We start from the raw sequence: 19,376 nt of genomic DNA on the forward strand, positions 1-19,376 counted from the left end.
CGGCGCGCTTTTTCTGGCGTCTCTTACCACGGCGGACAGACGGCATATGGGTACGGTCATCGATCGGCGCGAGAACGGCGGCAACAAGAGCGCCGTCAACAAGCAACGCTTCATCAAGCGTTACCGCGAGCAGATCCGGCAGGCGGTGGCGAAGGCGGTGTCCGGCCGGAAGATCATGGACATCGAGCAGAGCGGGCAGGTGTCCATTCCGGTCAAGGACATCTCCGAGCCGATCTTCCACCACGGCCAGGGCGGCAAGCGGGAGTGGATTCATCCCGGCAACAAGAAATTTGTCCGGGGTGACAGCTTCGACCGCCAGCAGCAGGGCAGTGGCGGCACCGGGTCACGTGCCAGCGACAGCGGCGAAGGCGAGGACGATTTCGTCTTCACGCTGTCGCGCGAGGACTTTCTCAATTTCTTCTTCGAGGACATGGCGCTGCCGGACCTGGCCAAGCGCCACCTTGCCAAGATTGCCGAGGTGCGCAAGGTGCGCGCCGGCTTCTCGATCGACGGCACGCCATCGAACCTGTCGATCCTGCGCACCATGCGCAGTTCGCTCGGGCGGCGCATTGCGCTGTCCAGCCCCTACTTGAAGCGCTTGCACGAACTGGAGATCGAGTACAACGAGGTGCTCGAGAAGGAAGGGCCATACTCGGAACAGGCCGAGGCGCTGATGGAGAAGATGCGCCACCTGCGTGCCCAGGTGGACCGCGTGCCGTTCATCGAAAAGCTCGACCTGCGCTACAACAACCGCGTGCTCAAGAAGCGGCCGCAGGCGCAGGCGGTGATGTTCTGCCTGATGGACGTGTCAGGCTCGATGGACGAAAGCCGCAAGGACCTGGCCAAACGCTTTTTCATGCTGCTGTACCTGTTCCTGAAGCGGAACTACGAGCGCATCGACGTGGTGTTCATCCGCCATCACACGGTGGCCAAGGAGGTGGAGGAGGAGGATTTCTTCCATTCCCGGGAATCCGGTGGTACCGTGGTTTCGAGCGCGCTGAAGCTGATGGTGGATGTGATTCATGATCGCTATCCGCCGAGCCAGTGGAACATCTATTGCGCCCAGGCGTCGGATGGCGATAACTGGGCGGGGGATTCCGAACTGTGCGGCCGCCTGCTGCGCGAGTCGATCCTGCCGCTGGTGCAGTACTACGCATATGTGGAGGTGGCATCGGAAGAGCCGCAGAACCTCTGGGAAGAGTACCTCACGGTAAAGAACCAGTTCGAGCACTTTGCGATGCAGCGCATCATCGGTGCGGACGAGATCTACCCCGTGTTGCACGACCTGTTCCAGAAACGCGCGGCCTGGCCGGCCGCCAGATAGCAGGGCATTCGGCAGCAAACCGGCGCTGCGCGCGGCGCGGGCCGGCATGTCACTGGGGAAGTCTATGGCCTATCTTTCTACGGGCTCGGAGTGGACCTTCGAGCTGATCCAGCGGTATGACCGCGAAATCGCCCGCATCGCCGGCGAGTTCGGGCTGGACACCTATCCGAACCAGATCGAGATCATCACGGCCGAGCAGATGCTTGACGCATATGCGTCGGCGGGGCTGCCGGTCGGCTACAGCCACTGGTCGTATGGCAAGCACTTCCTGGCGTCCGAACGCGGCTACCAGCGCGGCTACATGGGGCTGGCCTACGAGATCGTGATCAACTCCAATCCTTGCATCGCGTACCTGATGGAGGAGAACACGATGCCGATGCAGGCGTTGACCATCGCGCACGCCTGCTACGGCCATAACTCGTTCTTCAAGGGCAACTATCTGTTCCGCACCTGGACCAACGCGGACGCGATCATCGACTACCTGCTGTTTGCCAAGAACTACGTGGCCGAGTGCGAGCAGCGATACGGCGAGCAGGAAGTCGAAATGCTGCTCGACTCCTGCCACGCGCTGCAGAACTACGGGGTGGACCGCTACAAGCGGCCCAAGAAGCTGTCGATCACCGAAGAGCAGGCGCGGCAGGCGGAACGCGAAAACTATCTGCAGATGCAGGTCAACGACCTGTGGCGTACGCTGCCCAAGCACCGGCCCCACGCCCTGCGGGAGGAAGAGGAGACTGCCGAGTTCGAGGTAACCTTCCCGCCGGAGCCGCAGGAGAACCTGCTCTACTTCATCGAGAAGAACGCGCCGAAGCTGCAGCCGTGGCAGCGCGAGATCGTGCGCATCGTGCGCAAGGTCGCCCAGTATTTCTATCCGCAGCGGCAGACCAAGGTCATGAACGAAGGCTGGGCCACGTTCTGGCACTACACCATCATCAACCAGCTGTACGAGGAAAAGCTGGTCAACGATGCGTTCATGCTCGAACTGCTGCAGGCGCATACCAACGTCATCTACCAGCCGCCGTACCACAGCCCGTACTACAGCGGCCTGAATCCGTACACGGTGGGGTTCCTGATGTTCCAGGACCTGCGCCGCATGTGCGAGAACCCGACGGAGGAAGACCGGCGCTGGGCGCCCGAGATTGCCGGCAGCGACTGGCGCCAGACGCTCGACTTTGCGATGCGCAACTTCAAGGACGAAAGCTTCTTGCTGCAGTTCCTGTCGCCGCGCGTGATTCGCGAGCTGAAGCTGTTTTCGGTGCTGGACGACGATCGCGAGGGCAAGCTGCGCGTGACGGCCATCCACGACGACGAAGGCTATCGTGAGATCCGCCGGCTGCTGGCGACCCAGTACGATCTGTCGAACATGGAGCCGAATATCCAGGTGACCAATGTCGATATCGGCGGCGACCGCTCGCTGACGCTGCGCCATCTGCAGCAGGATCGCCGTCCGCTGGCGCAGAACTTTGACGAGGTGATCCGCCACGTCACACGGCTATGGGGCTTCACGGTGCGGCTGGAAGTGGTCTACGAGGACGGCCGGCGCGAGCTCAAGTACGAGTGCAAGCCGGAGCGCCGCCACCAGCAGCATCGCAAGGCTGCCTAGCGTTCATGGCTGGGTCCCCGCCGGAAGGGCGGGGACTATCCCGGGGAAATGTTATCGGGACCGTGCCTGGCCACGCGGCCGGGCCGGCGAGCAGGCGCCCGCGCGCTCCAGGTCCACGCCCGGCAGCAGATGCAGCAGGCGCACCAGTTCCGACTGGCGGTGCGTGCCGGTCTTGCGCAGCGTATCGCGGATGTGCACGCGCACCGTATGCGGTGACAGGAATTCGCGCTCGGCGATCTCGTTGAGCGTTTCGCCGGCCGCCAGTCGGATGGCGATGATGCTCTCCTTGCGCGACAGGCCGAACAGCGACGTCAGCACGCCGGCGTCCAGCACCGAGCGCGATTCGGAGTTGCCAAGCAGCATCATGGCCATCGGCAGCTGCCACGGCCCTTCGACCGGCTGGCGCGATACCAGGGGCATGACGATGATCGGCACGGGCTGGCCGCCCGAGGTGATATGCATCCACGAGCCCGCCGCGGCATCGCCATGGCGGCCGCCGTGCACGGCGCCGTCAAGCAGCCTGGTCAGTACCGATTGCAACGATTCCGGGTGCGCGCTCAGCACGCCGTTGTCGAGCGCCAGGTTGGAATCCGCCTGCACCAGGGCTTCGGCCCAGCTGTTGGCGTAGCGCACCCGCATGTCGGCCTGCAGCACCATCACGCCGAAATCCAGCGTGTCCAGCCCCGCAAGTCCCATCGATGCCAGGCCGCTCAGCTCGAAATTGCGATGCTGCATGCGGGCCGCCCGTGCCCAGTGCGGCATCACCTGCGCCACGCGCTGGTTGCAATCGACCGTACGGCAGCTGTTGCAGCCGGGGGTTGCACTCATCCAGACGCAGACATCGTGCGTGTCGAAGAGGCGGATGCCATTGGCCAGGCCGTTGCAGTCGAACGGCGTCGGGCCTTCGGGATCCCGGCCCGGCAGCATGCCGGCGTCGGCGGTGGCGGCCGCCAGCGCGGCATGCGACGGCAGCGCCCGCATGCTTTCGGGCATGGTGCTGGTGCTGGTAAAGCAGCCGTGTGGTGTGACCCCCAGACGCGCCTTGCCGGCAAGCTTGTCCCATATCAGGTAGCTAGGGCTGGCGGAACAGGTGTAATCGGAAAACAGGTCGAGCGCCGCCGGCATGGCCGCCACGTCCATGGCAGATTCATAGATGCAATCAACCAGACGATAGAAGACGTCGTCGGCAGACAAGTGTTCGCCCATTTCTTTTTTCCCCGGTGGCAAACGCCTTTTTCCTCAAGACCGCTGCGTCGAGGCGCGGTCATTCTTTTGTATGTCATCACAGTGCCGGGCCGGATTGACTGCAAGCGCGTGAACTCGGCATTGTGTACGGCGATGATCCTGCAAAAACACGGTGCGGGAATATCCCGCAAAGGGAGGGGTGTGCTTGCCGTTTTCCGGCGCCCCGCTTGCGTTTCCGGCATCCGGGCACGCGGCAGTGGCCGCGGCGGATGACTGAAGTTCGCGAGATAGTAATGCCGTGACATGCGTATTTCAAACGATTCACGGCGAAGTTCGCGCGCCGCCATGGCGCAAATGCGACAACGTCCGGTCAAGGCGCCCGGGTCTTCACATTTCGGTCGCGCAACTCAGGCTTTGCCTTTTGCCGAGGTGACTAATTCAGCGCCTGCGCCCGCTGCAGCCGTCAAGGCGGCTTCGCCGGTGGCGCCGTTGCCGCCGCCGTCGACCTGCACCGTCACATAGGGGGCGGCCATGCGAATGCCTTCCGCGTCGAAGTTGCGCTTGAGCCGCACATTGAAGGCGCGTGAGATCTCGGCCTGGGTCAGCGGGCGCGTCTTGAACTGCGCAAGCACCACCTGGCCGTTCTGATCGAAGCGGTCCAGGCCCAGGATATCCAGTCCGGACAACAGGTTGCGGGAGTAGCGGTGGTCGCGGGCCACCTCGGCTCCGGTCTCGCGAATGATCTCCAGCGCGCGGTCGAAGTCGCTCTGGTACGCGATGGAAACGCTGAATACCGCGAACGCGTAGTCGCGCGACAGGTTCTTGACCGCCTTGATCTGGCTATAGGGCAGCGTATGTAGCGCACCCTTGCCATCACGCAGCCGCAGCGTGCGGATCGTCATGCCTTCCACAACCCCGGCGTGGTCGGGCAGTTCGATGGAATCGCCAATGGCGATCGAATCCTCGATCACGATAAAGAGCCCCGTGATCAGATCCTGCACCAGGCTTTGGGCGCCAAAGCCGATGGCCAGGCCCACCACGCCGGCACCCGCCAGCAGCGGCGTGACGTTGACGCCCAGGTTGGCCAGCACCGCAATCATCGCTACCACCAGCAGGGCCACGAAGGACGCGTTGCGCACGAGCGGCAGGATGGTTTTGGCCCGCAGGCTGGGCTGGGCGGCGCGGTTGTTGGTGGGAGACAGCGACTGGGTGATTGCCGTATCGATCAGCAGCCAGACCAGCCAGGCCAGCAGCACCACGCCGATCACGCTGAGCACGGATCGCGTGATATGGCGCCCCAGCACGGTCGAGTCGGCGAGCATCATCAGCGACGTCCCCCAGATGCGCGCATTGAGCTCCAGGAATGCCAGCCAGATGATCACGCGCACCAGCGCCACTCCGAAGCGGCCAAAGCGCCGCAGGTAGGCCGAGCGCCGGCGGTCGCGCAGCCGCGGTGCCCGTACCGACGCCTTGGGCGAGCGTCCGGCCACCAGCGTGAGCAGCATGGCGCCCACGAACAGCGCCACGGTGATCACGGCCCGGCGCAGGAATTCGTCGGCACGCCCGGTGGCCATGATGGTCCCAATGACCGACGCCGCCACCACCGCCAGCATGGGCAGGTACCAGGCCTGGCCGGCCATGCGCAGCAACTCCATCAGGGCCGGATGCTCCTGGCGGAATGCAAACGGGCGGAAGGCGATCAGTTGCCCGATGGCCCGGCGGAACCGCACCGTGAAGACACCGATCAGCACGGCAGCCAGGATATTGGCGAAGGTACTGACCAGCGCGGACAGGTTCACGCCCAGCGCGGCAATGACCCTGGCGTCGGTATTGGCTTCGCCCAGCGCGGCCAGGGCGCCCGTGACGAACAGCAGGATCGGCGAATGCCTGAGCAGGTCGCGCACTGCGTGGGAGCGGTGGCCCGACTGGAACAGCGCGAAGATGACCTGGCAGACCGCCGACATCAGCGCGCCGGCCACGATGGCATAGGCCACCAGCACCGCCCCCATGCTTGCGGGCGTCCGGCCGAAGACCTTGTAGGCCAGCAGCACCGTCAGCGCGAAGGCCACGATCCATGGCCCGATCCGGCGCAGGAAATAGATGCCGACATCGACCCACGAAGGCACCACCGGCAACTGGGTGGAGCGTGCCGGACGCAGCCTGTTGCGGTGCAGCCGGCGCGACAGCTCGAACAGCAGCCAGCCCGTCAGCGCCCAGCCAGCCAGCACGATGCCGAATTCGCGCCACGATTCCAGGGCCGCCCGCGTATGGCCAATCGTGATTGCCTCGCGCATTTCCTCGCCGGCAAAGCGGATACGCCAGCGCCAGTATTGCCAGGGGCCACGATCGCGGTGCGGGGTGCTGTCGATGTCCTGCAACGCTTGCGCCACCGCGCCAATCAGTCCGGGAGCCGGGGCGCTCGCGGCCGCGGCCGGGGCAGAGGCATCCAGGCCCTGGCGCAGGGTCTGCAGCTGCGTGACCAGCGCGCGCCGTTCGGCATCGTTCTGCAGCGTGTCGATGACCTCGTCGAGCGACCTGGCCAGCGCCGCGCTGGCGGCCGGCGCCGACGCGGGCTTGTCGGCCGGGGCCTTGATGGCATCGAGCAGCGGCGAACCCGCGCCGAAGGCGGGGCTGCTCAGAAGCAGCATCAGCAGAAGGGCACGGAACCAGGCCACGGCCGGGGTCAGGGCGGTCAAAAGGGGGCGCGAGCTGTGCATGTAAGGGACGCGGGCGGTAAGGGTCGCCGTCAGATGGCCAGCATGCGCGTCACTGTAGCGCATTGCAGCAGGCGGCCGGCCACGCGTCGGCCCGGCGGCGCTTCATGGCAAATTTCCTGAATTCAAAAAAACTGAATAACTTATCCGCGAATGCATCACTTTTAGCATGAGCGACAGGCCTATAGTTCTGTTCATGGACGGCGCGCAACGCAACGCAGGCAGAAATAGCGACGGCATAGCGCACCCGGACCATTCATACAAACTGAATAAATCTGCAAAATTTTTACGGAGAGAAATCATGACCAAGACCACCGCCCTCAAGATCGCATCGACCCTGGTTCTGTCGCTGGCCGCCCTCGGCGCCGCTCAGGCAGAAACGGTATCGGCGGACAAGTATGGCTACACGTTCCGCACGACGGTTTCGGCCGACAAGTACGGTTATGAATTCCGCACGCACGACGTCTTCACCGACGGCGCCCGTGTCGGCAAGCCCGATACGTTCACTGACGGCGCCCGCACGGTAGCCGGTCTGGACAAGGCAGGCGTTTCGGCTGCCCCCGGACGCACCGCCGACCCGTACCTGGACGGCGCCCGCAATGCCGACCCGTACACCAACGGCGCGCGCTTCGTCGACGGCCTCGATAACGTGGGAGTCTCCGCTGCCCCGGCCCGCACCTTCGATCCGTACCTCGACGGCGCGCGTGCATGATGGCTGTTACCCGAAACGAACAAGGCGTTACGTAACCCGTAACGCCTTTTTTGTTTGTGGAACGTCGGGCGGAAGCCGCTGCGAGGGGCCGCAAACGCCCGTCTGAAGTGGGGTAACGATTCCAGGAACGCCCGTGCGGCGCGGCCTGGCGGGGCGCCGATTGAAACGCGGGTATGGAAACCGCGCCGGCCCGGCAATATTGGCATGTCGTTTGCAGATCCTGGCCGGACAACACGATTTGAAACGCAGTGCCAGACTTGCCGACCGGGAGACCATCATGTTCCAGACCGTTGCCGCCCACCCCAATGCCGTGATCGTGCGCGATGCCGCCATCGTCGCCGCCATCGTCGCCGCCATCGATGCCGCCATGCTGAGCCGCCGCGACGAATACAGCGGTCAGCCGATGGCATGGAAGATGTTCTGCGAAGCCTCGCACGTGGCCACGCTGAACGACGTGCTGCGTTCCGCCTTTATCGAACGCGTGGCCAACGAGCGCGGCGCCGATGTGGCGCTGCGCCTGAAGGCCAAGGCCGAGTCGATCCGGGCGGAGGTGATCGCGCGCCTGATGTAGGCACCGCCACCGCCGCCCGATCCGCCTTACGGCAACACCGGGTTCGCCACCGCGCGGGCGATGATCGCGTCGGCATCGCGTTGCAGCAGGAAGCGTTGCGCCACCAGATCGTTGGCCGCAGCGGTCACCGCGGCCACATAGCCGGCCTGATTGGTATAGAGCGACTCCAGCGACGGGCGCCCATCGCCGGCGGCGATGCGTGCGGCTTCGGTCTTGTGGAACGGAATGAACGATCCGGTCAGGTTGGACAGGTCGACAATGCCCGCCGTGGCCACGTAGTTGAACTCCAGGCTCGTGCCGATCGGTGCGCGGGCTTCCACGCTATGGATGCCTGCACGCGGAATGCCGGTGGACGGGTCGGTCTGCGGCACCAGGATCGCGTAGTCGCGGTTCAGGTAGGCGGGCGGCAGGATCGTGGCGATGCCCGATTCATCCTCGCGCCGGTACTGCGGCCCGAAGTCCAGCAGCGGATAGCCGTTGTAGCGCGCCAGGTACTGGAAGTCTGGAATCGTCGTCGATACGCCAGATACCGGCCAGCTTGTGCCCTTCATTGCCGGCAGCGTCAGGCTGGCGGGACGCACCAGCGTGCCGTCGGCCAGTGCCGGCACCTGGCTTGCCGGCGGCGTCGTGCCCTTGACCACCCAGTCCTCCAGGTCGATGAACAGCGCGCGGAACGTGTCGTTGTGGTGGATCACCGTGCCAGCCGGATAGACATTGCGCGTGGGGGCGAACGCGATGCTGCTGGCACCCCCCGCGCCGCCGTGCTGGGTGCCCGTGTAGTAATAGATGCGGACGTTGTCGGGCTGCTTCAGGTCACGGAAGCCGTTGGCATCGGTCAGCACCGGCGAGCCCTGCAGCTGCCAGAACTCCGTGCCCGACAAGCCGAGGAAGAACTTCGGGCAGGTGTTGCTGGCCGAGCATCGTGCCATCACACCGCCGGTCTTGCCGGAGACGTCGTCCACGTAGTTGGCATCGAGCCCGCGCGGCGCGGTCTGGCCGAATGCCGTGTGGTCGGTGCGCAGGCCGCCGCCGCCGCCCGGCACCGCAAAGCGCGTGTTGATGTTGGTCTGCCGCGCGGCCACATGGGCGTAGATGCCGTCGAACACCTTCGAGCCGTCCAGCGCCTGGTTGAAGCCCAGGTGCAGGAACGTCTTCATGGCATTGCCCGACTGCGACGTGCCTTGTCCGATGGCGTACCGGATGCGGCCGGCCAGCGGATTCGGCGTGCCGGTGCTATCCACGGTCCTGGTGCGGAAGAAGCTGACCGTATCGCGCAGGGCGGCCAAGCCCACGCCCATGACCTTGGGGTCCTTGGCCACGTAGACCAGTTCGTACAGGTATTGCGGATCGAAGCCGCCCCGCAGGCAGACGTTGGCGGGGTCGGCGGTGCCCGGGAACGGGTTGCCCGCATCGCACTTGGCGAATTTCCAGTCGCTGGCCGGGATGGCCACGCGTGGATCGGTCTCGTTGATGCGCCGGGTCAGCGAATAGCCGGGCTGCGTGTTGTCGAGGCTGGCGGGGGCGTAGGGCAGCATCGTGCCGTTGAACACGCCGCCCGGCAGCGACATCATCGGCGTGGCAGCGGTGGGGACCAGTTCCGAGCGATAGGTGCCGGTGATCGACGTGCCGTCGGCATTCTTCGCCACGGGTACCGTCACGGTCAGGCGCGCCGCGGTGGACTTGGGTACGTCGCCCTGCCAGGCCGAATAGAGCAGCACGTAGCCGCGCTCCAGGTACACCGCGTCGCTGGGCGAGGCGGTCGGGTTGGGCATCGTCAGGATGTTGCCGCGGTTCGGCGCGTCGTAACGCAGCACGCCGCTGGCCTTGCTCATGTCCTTCGGCTTGAGCATGACGAAGTCAGCCGAGTATTCGACCATGCCGTTGGCGTTGACCGGTGCCAGCGCCAGGTCCTGGATGACCGCGTTTCTGGGGTCCTTCGGATCGACTTCGCCGCTCACGGTGCCGGTGACCTGCTCGTACTGCCCCACGCTGCCGTAGGTGCCGGCGAAATCCTGCGTGCCGGTGATCTTCAGCGTCACGCCCGGCGTGCGGGCGGCCGGTGTACTGGTGCCGGCAGAGCTGCCGCCATTGCCGCCATTGCCACTGTCGTCGCTGCCGCCGCAGCCCCCCAGCAGCGTTACCGTTGCCGCAAGGGCGAGCGCCGCCGCGTGCCGCCCATGTGCACGTGCATCCATCGATGTCTCCTCGTCTTTGTTTTCGAATGGCCGTCCCGTCCTGCGCGGGAGGGCGACTCGAATATAGGCCGGCAGCATTGTGCTGATAAATTGATTGTTTGAATGGATTGATCGATCCAGTCGAAAAGCGGTGGCTCGCCCGCCGTGCGGCCATCGGCTACCATGGCGTCTCACATATTGCGGAGCGCCCGCATGCCACCGTTAGAAACGCTGCTGCCTTTCCTGGGGATCGCCGTGCTGCTCAGCCTGGCGCCCGGCCCCGACAATATCTTCGTCCTGTTGCAATCGGCGATGCACGGCACGCGCGCCGGGCTGACCGTGGTGCTGGGTCTGTGTACGGGGTTGCTGGTGCATACGGCCGTGGTGGCCGTGGGCCTGGCCGCGCTGCTGGCGGCATCGGTGGTGGCGTTCACCGTGCTGAAGATCGTTGGCGCGCTCTATCTGGTCTATCTGGCTTGGCAGGCCTTTCGTGCGCCGGTGGGCGACATCGGCAAGGACGCCGCCGCCGCGCGCCCGGTCAGGAACATGTATCTGCGCGGCGTGGTCATGAACCTGACCAATCCCAAGGTGGTGATCTTTTTCCTGGCGTTCCTGCCGCAGTTCGTCAACGCAAAACAGGGGCATGTGGCCCTGCAGATCATGGTGCTGGGCTTTGCCTTCATCGCGGCCACGCTGCTGGTGTTTGGATCCATCGCGTGGTTCTCGGGCCTGTTCGGTCGCGTGCTGATGCGTTCGGCGCGGGTGCAGCGCGCCGTCAACTGGTTTGCGGGAACGGTATTCCTGGCGTTGGCTGGCAAGCTGGCGCTGTCGCAACGCTGACGCGGTGCCGGTCAGGCGAACGTGATGGCGCGGCGCCGCTCGGGGTGTTCCAGATGCGGCACGTTGTTGAAGCTCAGCAGGCGCTGCGTGCCGCGCCCGACGATCAGTTCGCAGAAGCCGGTGTTGCGGAACTGCAGGTTCAGTTCGATGGCGGTCTGCGTGGGTGCGCCGAGCAGGTCGGCGATGGCCCGGCCAATGGCGCCCCCGGAGCTGACCACCAGTAGCGCATCCTCGCGCGCCGCGCCTTCCGTGGCCGTCGACAGCGCGGCCTGCATGCGCGCCCCGAACGCTTCCCAGCTTTCGGGCATGCCGGTCAGTTGGTCCTGCGTCCAGGCCGCGAATGCCGCGCGGAACGTGCGCCAGTAATCCTGGTAGTCGCCGTTCTGGTGGGCCCGGTGATCGGCGCCCTTGGTGAAGCTGCGGTAGAGCGATTCGCCGTCGTATTCGTTCAGGCCCGTGTGTGTGTCCACGGTCGTCCCGGCGGCGCCCATGCCGTTCAGGATTTCGGCGGCGGTGTCCTGCTGGCGCACCAGCGATCCGGCCACCACGCGCTTGAACGTGATATCCCGCCCCTTGAAATATTCGCCAAGCCAGCGCGCCTGCTGGCGGCCGACGTCCGACAGGCAATCGTAGTTGGCGGCGCCAAACGAGGCTTGGCCGTGACGGACCAGGAAGAGCGTGGCCATGATGTGGGCATCTGCAAAGAGGATATGGCGCGATTCTAGTCGCGCGATGCCGGCGGGCCCAGCATGACCCGCAGGAATTCATGACGGCCATGGTTTCGCTGCATGCCGCGCACCGGCGGCATGCAGCAGGCAAAGGGCGCGAAGTCAGTCGAGCGTCACGCCGGTATCGGCGGTCAGCTTCAGCACCACCGGCAGATACGCCTTGTAGGCGCGTTCGGCCTCGCCCGGCGTGTTGCCAATCGGCTCGGCGCCCATTTCGTCGATCTTTGCCTGCATCTCGGGCGTCTTGACCAGCGACGCCACTTCGCGGCCCAGCCGCTCGACGATGGCCTCAGGTGTCTTGGCCGGCGCCAGCAGGGTAGTCGGGCCGACGATCTTGTAGGCCGCATCGCCATAGCCGGCCTCGGCGAACGTCGGCACGTCGGGCAAGGCCCGGGCGCGCGTGGTGCCGGCCACGGCCAGCGGCCGCAGCTTGCCGGTGGCGATGTGCTGGCGCAGCGTAGTGACCGAACCGATCGTCACGTTGACCTGGCCGGCCAGCAGGTCGGTCACCATCGGCCCTTCGCCGCGATACGGCACATGCAGGATGTCAACGCCGTAGGTCTTGTCCATGTAGGCCTGGATGGTGTGGGGCTGCGTGCCCGGCCCCCACGATCCCATGCGCAGCTTGCCCGGCTCTTTCTTCGCGTAGGTGATCAGCTCGTTGACGGTCTTGACCGGCACGCCGCTGTTGACCGCCAGCACCGTGCGGGCCATCGCCACGTCCGAGACCGGGCGCAGGTCGGTGCGCGGGTCGTAGGGCAGCTTCTTGTAGAGCGCCAGGTTGGCGGTGATCGGCCCCGGAATGGTCATCAGCAGCGTATAGCCGTCGGGCGCCGCCTTGGCGACGAAATCGGTGCCGATAATGCCGCCCGCGCCGCTCTTGTTTTCCACCACCACCGGCTGGCCCAGCCGTTTGGACAGCCCGTCGGCCAGCTGGCGCGCCAGCGTGTCGGTCAGGCCGCCGGCCGGGTAGGGCACCACCAGGCGGACCGGCTTGGTCGGATAGTCGCCCTGCGCAAGCGCGGCCAGCGGCAGCAACGACATCGCCGCGCAGGCGACGCGAGCCGCCCACCGCCGGCGCGGCAGCGTGGTTTGCTTCATGGTGTGTCTCCTCTTTTTGTGCCCGGTCTGCTTCCCAGACATGCCGCTATGGTTGCGGCTGATGCGGGCGGTTGGACGGATGAAGCGAGGGAAAGCGGTGCGGGGGTGGCCCGGCCCGTCAGGCTTCGATGCCCAGGTAGCGGCCCACCATGCGCGCCATTTCGCCGGGCAGGCGCTCGTCATCGAGTTGCAGCGGCCCCGGATTGTTCAGCACGGCATTGACGAGCATCCCGAACACCATCTGCATGGCAAACCGCACGCGCAGCTCGGCTTCGTCCGCCGGTCCGGACAGACGCGGCACCAGCAGGATCACGAGCCGCTCGATCAGCGCCTGCCCGTTCTTTTGGTGCGGCAGCCACTGCTCGGGATGCGTGGTTGCGTGCTTGAGCGATGCGCGAATCACGCCACGGTTATTGCGGCAGCCATTGACCATGAAGCGCATGGTCTTGTCGAGAATCTGGGCCGCCGGGGCTTCCTGCCAGCGATGCTCGGCCATGTAGCGCGCCACCGACGCATCGGATTCCTCCATCACCGACGCGCGCAGCGCATCGAAGAACGCCATCTTGTCGCGGAACCGGCCGTAGAACGCACCCACCGACACCTGACAGGCGGCTGCGATCTGCGCGACCGACACGGCCGCGAAGTCGCGTTCGGCCAGCAACTGGCGCCCCGCTGTCAGCAGGGCCTGCTCGGTCTCCCGCGCCCGGCGCTGGCGCGGCGGTTGCAGGATCGACGACGTATCGACCTGGGGAAAGGCCGATACGGAAGTGGCGGTTTCGTTACTTGGGGAAGTGGCTTGCATGACGATTTTCCGTATGCGAATTCGGATTCGGTTTTGCACCTTACGATTCGGTCCCGCGCACCGTCAAGTCGGGGTTTACGCTCCTAATTTCCAATATATGGAAATACGTTCCGCTTTTTGACACGATGCCGAATCGACGCCCACACTGGAATCCAGGAGACGACATGCCCATGAACACCCCGGTCGAACAATTCATTGCCGAACGCCGCCGCGAAGACCCTTCGTTCGGCGGGCTGCTGGCCAAGGGGTTTGCGCTGCTGCGCTGCTTCATCGACGATCCGCGCCCGCTGGGCAATGGCGAACTGTCGCAGCGGCTGCAACTGCCCCGCGCCACGGTGTCGCGCATCTGCCGCACGCTGTTCGAACTGGGCTATCTCGACTGGGACCCCAAGCTCGACAAGTATTTCGTCGGGGCGCAGGTGCTGGCGCTGGGCTATCCCTACCTGGCCGGCCTGCAGGTGCGCCACCTGGCGCGCCCGCTGATGCAGGCGCTGGCCAACCAGGTGGAGGGCGCGGTGTCGATGGGCGTGGCGCACCGGCTGGACGTGACGTACCTGGAGTCGTGCACGCACATGGAGGGCACGTCGGCGCGGCCGGCCGTGGGCGCGGTACGTTCGGTGCTGACCACGGCGATGGGGCGGGCCTTCCTGTGCACGCTGTCGAAGGGCGAGTTCGAGAAGCTCATGATGCAGGCGCGCACCGAGCGTGCGCAGGAATTCGGCGTCTGCTACGAGACCGTCTGCCACAACGTGGCGCACTACCCCAAGCGCGGCTTCACGCTCAATGAAGGCGATGCCGGCGAGGACATCCATGGCGTGGGCGTGTATTCGCGCATCACGTACCTGAACCGGCCGCTGCTGTTCAACTGCGCGCTGCCGGGTCTGCGCGTCAGGCGCGGCATGATGGAAAAGCGCGTGGCGCCGCTGCTGCGCGAGATGGTGCGCGCCATCGAGAACATGGCCGGCGTGGGACGCTAGCCGCCGGACGCGGGCCCGGATCGCCCGCACCACAGAACGCCGTGGCACGTACCGCGGTGTCATCAACGGAGACACCATGCTTGACCTGCAGCCCTTGTTGTGCCCGCGATCGATCGCAGTGATCGGCGCATCGACGCAGCCCGAAAAGGTGGGTGGCGTGCCGATTCGCCTGCTTGGCGAACTTGGCTACGGCGGCCGCGTGTTTCCGGTCAACCCGGGCGCCGATACCGTGCAGGGGCTGCGCGCCTATGCGACCGTGGCCGACATCGGCGAGCCCGTCGATCTGGCCATCGTCGCCGTGCCGGCACCCGCCGCGCCCGACGTGATGGCGCAACTGGGCCAGGCCGGCACGCGGGCGGCCGTGGTGTTCACCTCCGGCTTTGCCGAAGTCGGCGGCGGCGATGCCCTGCAGCACGCGCTGGCCACGCAGGCCCATGCGCACGGCGTGCAGTTGCTGGGCCCTAACTGCCTGGGCGCGATGAACTTGCGCGAGCGCATGTTCGCCACCTTCTCGCCGATTCCGCTCAGTGGCGTGCCGCCGGTCGGCCACGTGGGGCTGGTCAGCCAGAGCGGCGCATTTGGCGCGTACGCGTTTGCGCTGGCGCGCGAAGCGGGGTTGGGCCTGAGCCATTGGGTGACCACGGGCAACGAGGCCGGGCTGCAGGTGGCCGACGTGATCGAATGGCTGGCCAACGATCCGCAGACGCAGGTGATCCTGGCCTATGTCGAGGGCGCGCGCGATGGCATGCGCTTGCGCCGCGCGCTTGCCGCCGCCCGCGCCGCCGGCAAGCCGGTGGTGATCGCCAAGGTGGGCACCACGGCGGCGGGCGCCAGCGCCGCGCAATCGCATACCGCCAGTCTGGCTGGCGAGGACGCCGTGTACCAGGCGGTGTTTGACGAATACGGCGTGCATCGCGCGCATACGCTCGAAGCATTCTTCCGGCTCGGCTATACGCTGGCGCGTGGCCGGCGACCGGCGAAATGGCAATCGGCAACGGGCCTGGCCGCCGATGCGGTGGCGCCCGTGGCCATCGTCACGGTATCGGGCGGGGTCGGCATCATGATGGCCGACAGCGCGGAGACGCTGGGCCTGCCGTTGCCGCACATGCCGGATACCGCCGCGCAGGCGCTGCGCGCGGCCATCCCGTTTGCCAGTACCGCCAACCCGATCGACGTCACCGGCCAGGTGGTGGCGCAGCCGCAGGTGTTCGTCGATGCGCTGGCCAACGTGGCGCGCTGCGGCCAGTACGGCGCGGTGGCGGCGTTTCTGGCCGGCGGTGTCAATGCGCCGCGCCTCTGGCCCGTGCTCCAGGATACCGTGTCCGCGCTTGAAGCCGACCGGCACGCCGCGCCGTTGCTGATCTCGGGCGTGATGGACGACGACAAGCGCGCCTGGCTCGAGGCGCGTGGCTGCCTGGTGTTCCGCGAACCCGCGCATACCATGGAGGCCGTGGCCGCGCTGGCGAAGGCGGCCGCGATGGAGGCGGCAGCAGACGCGCCTGTTGGCGCCGACAACAGCGCGCCTCTTCATCCCCCAGCCCTGCCGCCTGACGCCACCGCGCTGTCGGAAGCCGAGGCCATGGCATGGCTGGCCGCTGCCGGCGTGCCGGTGGTGCCGCACGGCGTGGCCCAGCATGCCGAAGCGGCGGTGGACCTTGCCGAATCGATCGGCTACCCGGTGGCCGTCAAGATCTGCTCGCGCCATATCCTGCACAAGAGCGATATCGGCGGCGTGGCGCTGAACCTGCGCGATGCCGACGCCGTGCGCGCCGCGTTCGCCCAGGTGCGCCGGGCCGCAGCGCAGGCACGCGATGCCGGCGGCAATGCGGTGCCGTTCGAAGGCGCCATCGTCGCGGGGATGGCGCGCGGCTGGGGCGAGATCATGGTGGGCGTGCGGCGCGATCCGGTGTTCGGCCTGGTGGCGCTGGCCGGCATCGGCGGAACGGCCGTGGAGATATTCCGGCAGATGGCGTTCGGGCTGGCGCCGCTGTCGCGCCAGCGGGCTCGCGCCATGCTGACGCAGAGCCGCGCTGCCGCGCTGTGCAGCGGGCACCGTGGCCATCCCGCCATCGACCTCGATGCGGTGGCCGACGTGCTGGTCAACGTATCGCGTGCGGCAGCCGCGATTGGCGACCGGCTCGACACGCTCGAAATCAACCCGTTCATCGTCGGCCCCGATGGGCTGGTGGCGGCGGATGCCGTGATCACGCTGCGCTGACGCAGCGACCCATCCTGGACAATACGGAGACAGACCATGCGATCAGCAATTCGCAGGATGCGGCACGCCCTGGCCTTGTGCCTGGCGGCAGGTGTGACGGGCGGGATGACGTTGCCCGCGGCGGTGGCTGCCGACGCGTACCCCGGCAAGCCCATCCGGCTGGTGGTGCCGTTCCCGCCCGGGGGCGGCACCGATGTGGTGGGGCGCATGGTGGCCGCGCGCCTGTCGACGGTGCTCAAAGGCACGGTGGTCGTCGAGAACGTGGCGGGCGCCACCGGCACCATCGGTGCGGCACAGGTGGCGCGTGCCGCGCCCGACGGCTATACGCTCCTGCTGGGCATCTCGGCCACGCACGCGATTGCCCCGGCGATCTTTCCGAAGCTGACTTACGACCCGCTGCGCGACTTCGTACCCATCGGCCGCATTGCCTACGGCGGCAATGTGCTGGTGGCCAATCCGGCCTTTCCGGCCCAGGACGTGCGCGCGCTGATTGCCATGGCGAAGCAGCCGGGCGCGGACCTGGCCTATGGTTCCTGGGGTCAGGGCTCGGGCGGCCATCTGGCCGGCGAGAGCCTGAACGTGTCTGCCGGCATCCACCTGCGGCACGTGCCGTACAAGGGCGTGGCGCCGATGCTGAACGACGTGATGGGCGGCACGGTGCCCATCGCCATGTCCGATCTGGCCGGCACCTTGCCGCTGATCCGCAGCGGCAAGGTGCGTGCGTTGGCGGTGTCGGGCTCGGAGCGGTCGGCCGCGCTGCCCGATGTGCCGACGTTCGCCGAGTCCGGCATCGCGTTCCGTGTCGACAGCTGGTACGCGCTGTTCGCGCCGGCCCGGACGCCGCCGGCCATCGTAGACCGGCTGGAAAGCGCGATGCAGGAAGCCATGCAGGACAGCGCGCTGCAGGCGCAGATCGCGGCCATGGGCATGCGCTACCAGCCCGTGTCGCGTACGCAGTTCACCAACCAGATGCGCGACGACGCGCGGGCCTGGGCCGCGCTGGTCAAGTCGAGCGGCGCCGCGCTGGAATGAAACCGATATCCCCATCCACCCTGACCATCGCCATGAATCATCCTGCCTTTCCCCACCCAGCGGCCAACCCAGCCACGACCCCTTCCGCCCTGGCTGCGCCGGTACACGCCAGCCCGCAAGAGGCCCTGGTGGCCGCCGCCGCGCTGCCACTGGTGATCTACGGCTACCCCTTGATCGAAACCCTGCGCACCTGCCGGCTGCAGACATCGGTGGACGCCCCCACGCGCTACGGCCGCGCACCGATGAACATGCTGTCGGCCAGCGCGCGCCAGTGGACGCATGAAGACCGCGATATCGTCACCCCGGCCAACGACCTGCTCTATTTCTGCGGCTGGCTCAACCTGGCCGACGGCCCCGCCACGATCCGCGTGCCCGCGCTGCCTGATGCCGACCGCTACTACGTGGTCGAACTGCTCGATGCCCATACCAACAACTTCGCCAACCTGGGTCCGCGCAACGTGCCGCGCGAAGGCGCCAATGTGGAGATCGTCGGACCCGGCCAGCGGGGCAGCGGCATGCACGTGGTGGAAGCGCCCACCACGCTGGTCTGGATCATCGGCCGGGTGCTGGTGACCGGTCCTGACGACCTGGCGCGTGCCAACGCATTCGAGCAGGGCTTCCAGGTAGTGCAAAGCGCCGGGCCGGCCCGGCCGGCCAGCGTGGCGCAGTGGCAGGACACCGGCGATGCCGGCGTGGATTTCTTCCAGAACCTGTTCCGTGCGATGCGGGACTTCCCGCCCAGCGCACAGGAGCAAGGCCTGTTCACGCTGCTCCGCAAGGTGGGCCTGCGGCTGGAGGACGATGTGGAGATCGCCGCGCTGCGGCCGCCCATCGTCAACGGCCTGCGCAGCGCATATGCCCAGGGCATGGCGCTGATCGAAGCCCATACCCGCAGCCAGGGGCACAAGGCGTGGGGCTACAGCATGCGGCTGGGTATCTATGGCGACGACTGGGTGCTGCGCGCCTGCACGGCGATGAAGGGGCTGGGCGCACTGCGCGCGGACGAAGCGGTCTACGCGATGGCTGACTTTGACGCGGACGGCGAGCCGCTGCACGGCCGGCATCGATACGAACTGCGTTTCGCGCCCGGCTTGCTGCCGCCCGCCGAAGCGTTCTGGTCGGTATCGCTCTACGGGGAGGATCGCTATTTCTCGGCCAACGAGATCGGCCGCTATGCGGTGGGCGACCGCACCCCGGGACTTCGCATGGAGCCGGACGGCACGCTGGTGATTCCCATCGGCCATGCCCGGCCGGCCGACGACGCCAACTGGCTGCCCGCACCCGAAGGCCCGTTCTACCTGATCCTGCGACTCTACCACCCGTCCGCCAGCTTTATCGCCGGCCAGTACACGATCCCCGCCGTGCGCCGGATCGGCTGAGCCCCGCGTGGAACCC

15 protein-coding genes are annotated in these 19,376 nt (G+C 66.6%); 9 read left to right on the forward strand and 6 right to left on the reverse strand.

Annotated elements, in window-relative coordinates:
- Nucleotides 1–46 precede the first annotated feature (46 nt).
- Together D9X30_RS07555 and D9X30_RS07560 are read left to right on the forward strand one after the other, a co-directional pair.
- Nucleotides 47–1,324 carry a YeaH/YhbH family protein gene (locus D9X30_RS07555; RefSeq protein ID WP_153947108.1) on the forward strand — a complete coding sequence of 426 codons (1,278 nt, stop codon included), beginning with the start codon at nucleotides 47–49 and terminating at the stop codon, nucleotides 1,322–1,324.
- Between the two features lie 64 nt (nucleotides 1,325–1,388).
- Nucleotides 1,389–2,927, forward strand: a complete 1,539-nt coding sequence (locus tag D9X30_RS07560) for a SpoVR family protein (protein ID WP_153947109.1) — start codon at nucleotides 1,389–1,391, stop codon at nucleotides 2,925–2,927.
- 51 nt (nucleotides 2,928–2,978) lie between these two features.
- Here D9X30_RS07560 and D9X30_RS07565 read toward each other — a convergent pair whose 3' ends face one another.
- Nucleotides 2,979–4,133 (reverse strand): helix-turn-helix transcriptional regulator, encoded by a 1,155-nt coding sequence (locus D9X30_RS07565; RefSeq protein ID WP_153947110.1) that lies wholly within the window; start codon nucleotides 4,131–4,133, stop codon nucleotides 2,979–2,981.
- 386 nt (nucleotides 4,134–4,519) lie between these two features.
- Nucleotides 4,520–6,829, reverse strand: a complete 2,310-nt coding sequence (locus D9X30_RS07570; protein WP_153947111.1) for a mechanosensitive ion channel family protein — start codon at nucleotides 6,827–6,829, stop codon at nucleotides 4,520–4,522.
- 298 nt (nucleotides 6,830–7,127) lie between these two features.
- Here D9X30_RS07570 and D9X30_RS07575 point away from each other — a divergent pair, with 298 nt between their 5' ends.
- The gene (locus D9X30_RS07575; protein WP_153947112.1) at nucleotides 7,128–7,538 is read left to right on the forward strand and encodes a hypothetical protein; all 411 of its coding nucleotides are present in this window, start codon (nucleotides 7,128–7,130) and stop codon (nucleotides 7,536–7,538) included.
- Between the two features lie 277 nt (nucleotides 7,539–7,815).
- Nucleotides 7,816–8,109, forward strand: a complete 294-nt coding sequence (locus tag D9X30_RS07580) for a DUF7696 family protein (protein WP_228770849.1) — start codon at nucleotides 7,816–7,818, stop codon at nucleotides 8,107–8,109.
- 26 nt (nucleotides 8,110–8,135) lie between these two features.
- On the opposite strand, the gene D9X30_RS07585 is transcribed toward D9X30_RS07580, so the two are convergent.
- Nucleotides 8,136–10,304 (reverse strand): alpha/beta hydrolase domain-containing protein, encoded by a 2,169-nt coding sequence (locus D9X30_RS07585; RefSeq protein WP_153947113.1) that lies wholly within the window; start codon nucleotides 10,302–10,304, stop codon nucleotides 8,136–8,138.
- A gap of 192 nt (nucleotides 10,305–10,496) precedes the next feature.
- On the opposite strand from D9X30_RS07585, the gene D9X30_RS07590 reads away from it, so the two are divergent.
- Nucleotides 10,497–11,123 carry a LysE family translocator gene (locus D9X30_RS07590; protein ID WP_153947114.1) on the forward strand — a complete coding sequence of 209 codons (627 nt, stop codon included), beginning with the start codon at nucleotides 10,497–10,499 and terminating at the stop codon, nucleotides 11,121–11,123.
- A gap of 11 nt (nucleotides 11,124–11,134) precedes the next feature.
- Here D9X30_RS07590 and D9X30_RS07595 read toward each other — a convergent pair whose 3' ends face one another.
- The 3 genes from D9X30_RS07595 to D9X30_RS07605 form a co-directional block, all read right to left on the reverse strand.
- Nucleotides 11,135–11,809, reverse strand: a complete 675-nt coding sequence (locus D9X30_RS07595) for a histidine phosphatase family protein (RefSeq protein ID WP_153947115.1) — start codon at nucleotides 11,807–11,809, stop codon at nucleotides 11,135–11,137.
- 144 nt (nucleotides 11,810–11,953) lie between these two features.
- Complete coding sequence (locus D9X30_RS07600) at nucleotides 11,954–12,952, reverse strand: Bug family tripartite tricarboxylate transporter substrate binding protein (RefSeq protein ID WP_153947116.1); 999 nt, start codon at nucleotides 12,950–12,952, stop codon at nucleotides 11,954–11,956.
- A 118-nt stretch (nucleotides 12,953–13,070) separates the two neighbouring features.
- Nucleotides 13,071–13,754 (reverse strand): TetR/AcrR family transcriptional regulator, encoded by a 684-nt coding sequence (locus tag D9X30_RS07605; protein WP_153947117.1) that lies wholly within the window; start codon nucleotides 13,752–13,754, stop codon nucleotides 13,071–13,073.
- A 170-nt stretch (nucleotides 13,755–13,924) separates the two neighbouring features.
- Between D9X30_RS07605 and D9X30_RS07610 the strand changes: the two genes are divergently transcribed.
- The 4 genes from D9X30_RS07610 to D9X30_RS07625 all read left to right on the forward strand — a co-directional run bounded on the left by D9X30_RS07610 (nucleotide 13,925) and on the right by D9X30_RS07625 (nucleotide 19,360).
- Entirely contained in the window at nucleotides 13,925–14,731 is an 807-nt protein-coding gene (locus D9X30_RS07610) for an IclR family transcriptional regulator (protein WP_153947165.1), read from the forward strand.
- Nucleotides 14,732–14,807: 76 nt separating this feature from the next.
- Nucleotides 14,808–16,949 carry an acetate--CoA ligase family protein gene (locus tag D9X30_RS07615; RefSeq protein ID WP_153947118.1) on the forward strand — a complete coding sequence of 714 codons (2,142 nt, stop codon included), beginning with the start codon at nucleotides 14,808–14,810 and terminating at the stop codon, nucleotides 16,947–16,949.
- A 36-nt stretch (nucleotides 16,950–16,985) separates the two neighbouring features.
- A complete protein-coding gene (locus D9X30_RS07620) occupies nucleotides 16,986–17,981 on the forward strand; it encodes a Bug family tripartite tricarboxylate transporter substrate binding protein (protein ID WP_153947119.1) in 996 nt (331 codons plus the stop codon).
- 32 nt (nucleotides 17,982–18,013) lie between these two features.
- Nucleotides 18,014–19,360 carry a DUF1254 domain-containing protein gene (locus D9X30_RS07625; RefSeq protein ID WP_153947120.1) on the forward strand — a complete coding sequence of 449 codons (1,347 nt, stop codon included), beginning with the start codon at nucleotides 18,014–18,016 and terminating at the stop codon, nucleotides 19,358–19,360.
- Nucleotides 19,361–19,376 lie beyond the last annotated feature (16 nt).

Source organism: Cupriavidus sp. U2 (genome assembly GCF_009663685.2).
GTDB classification, from domain to species: domain Bacteria; phylum Pseudomonadota; class Gammaproteobacteria; order Burkholderiales; family Burkholderiaceae; genus Cupriavidus; species Cupriavidus necator_C.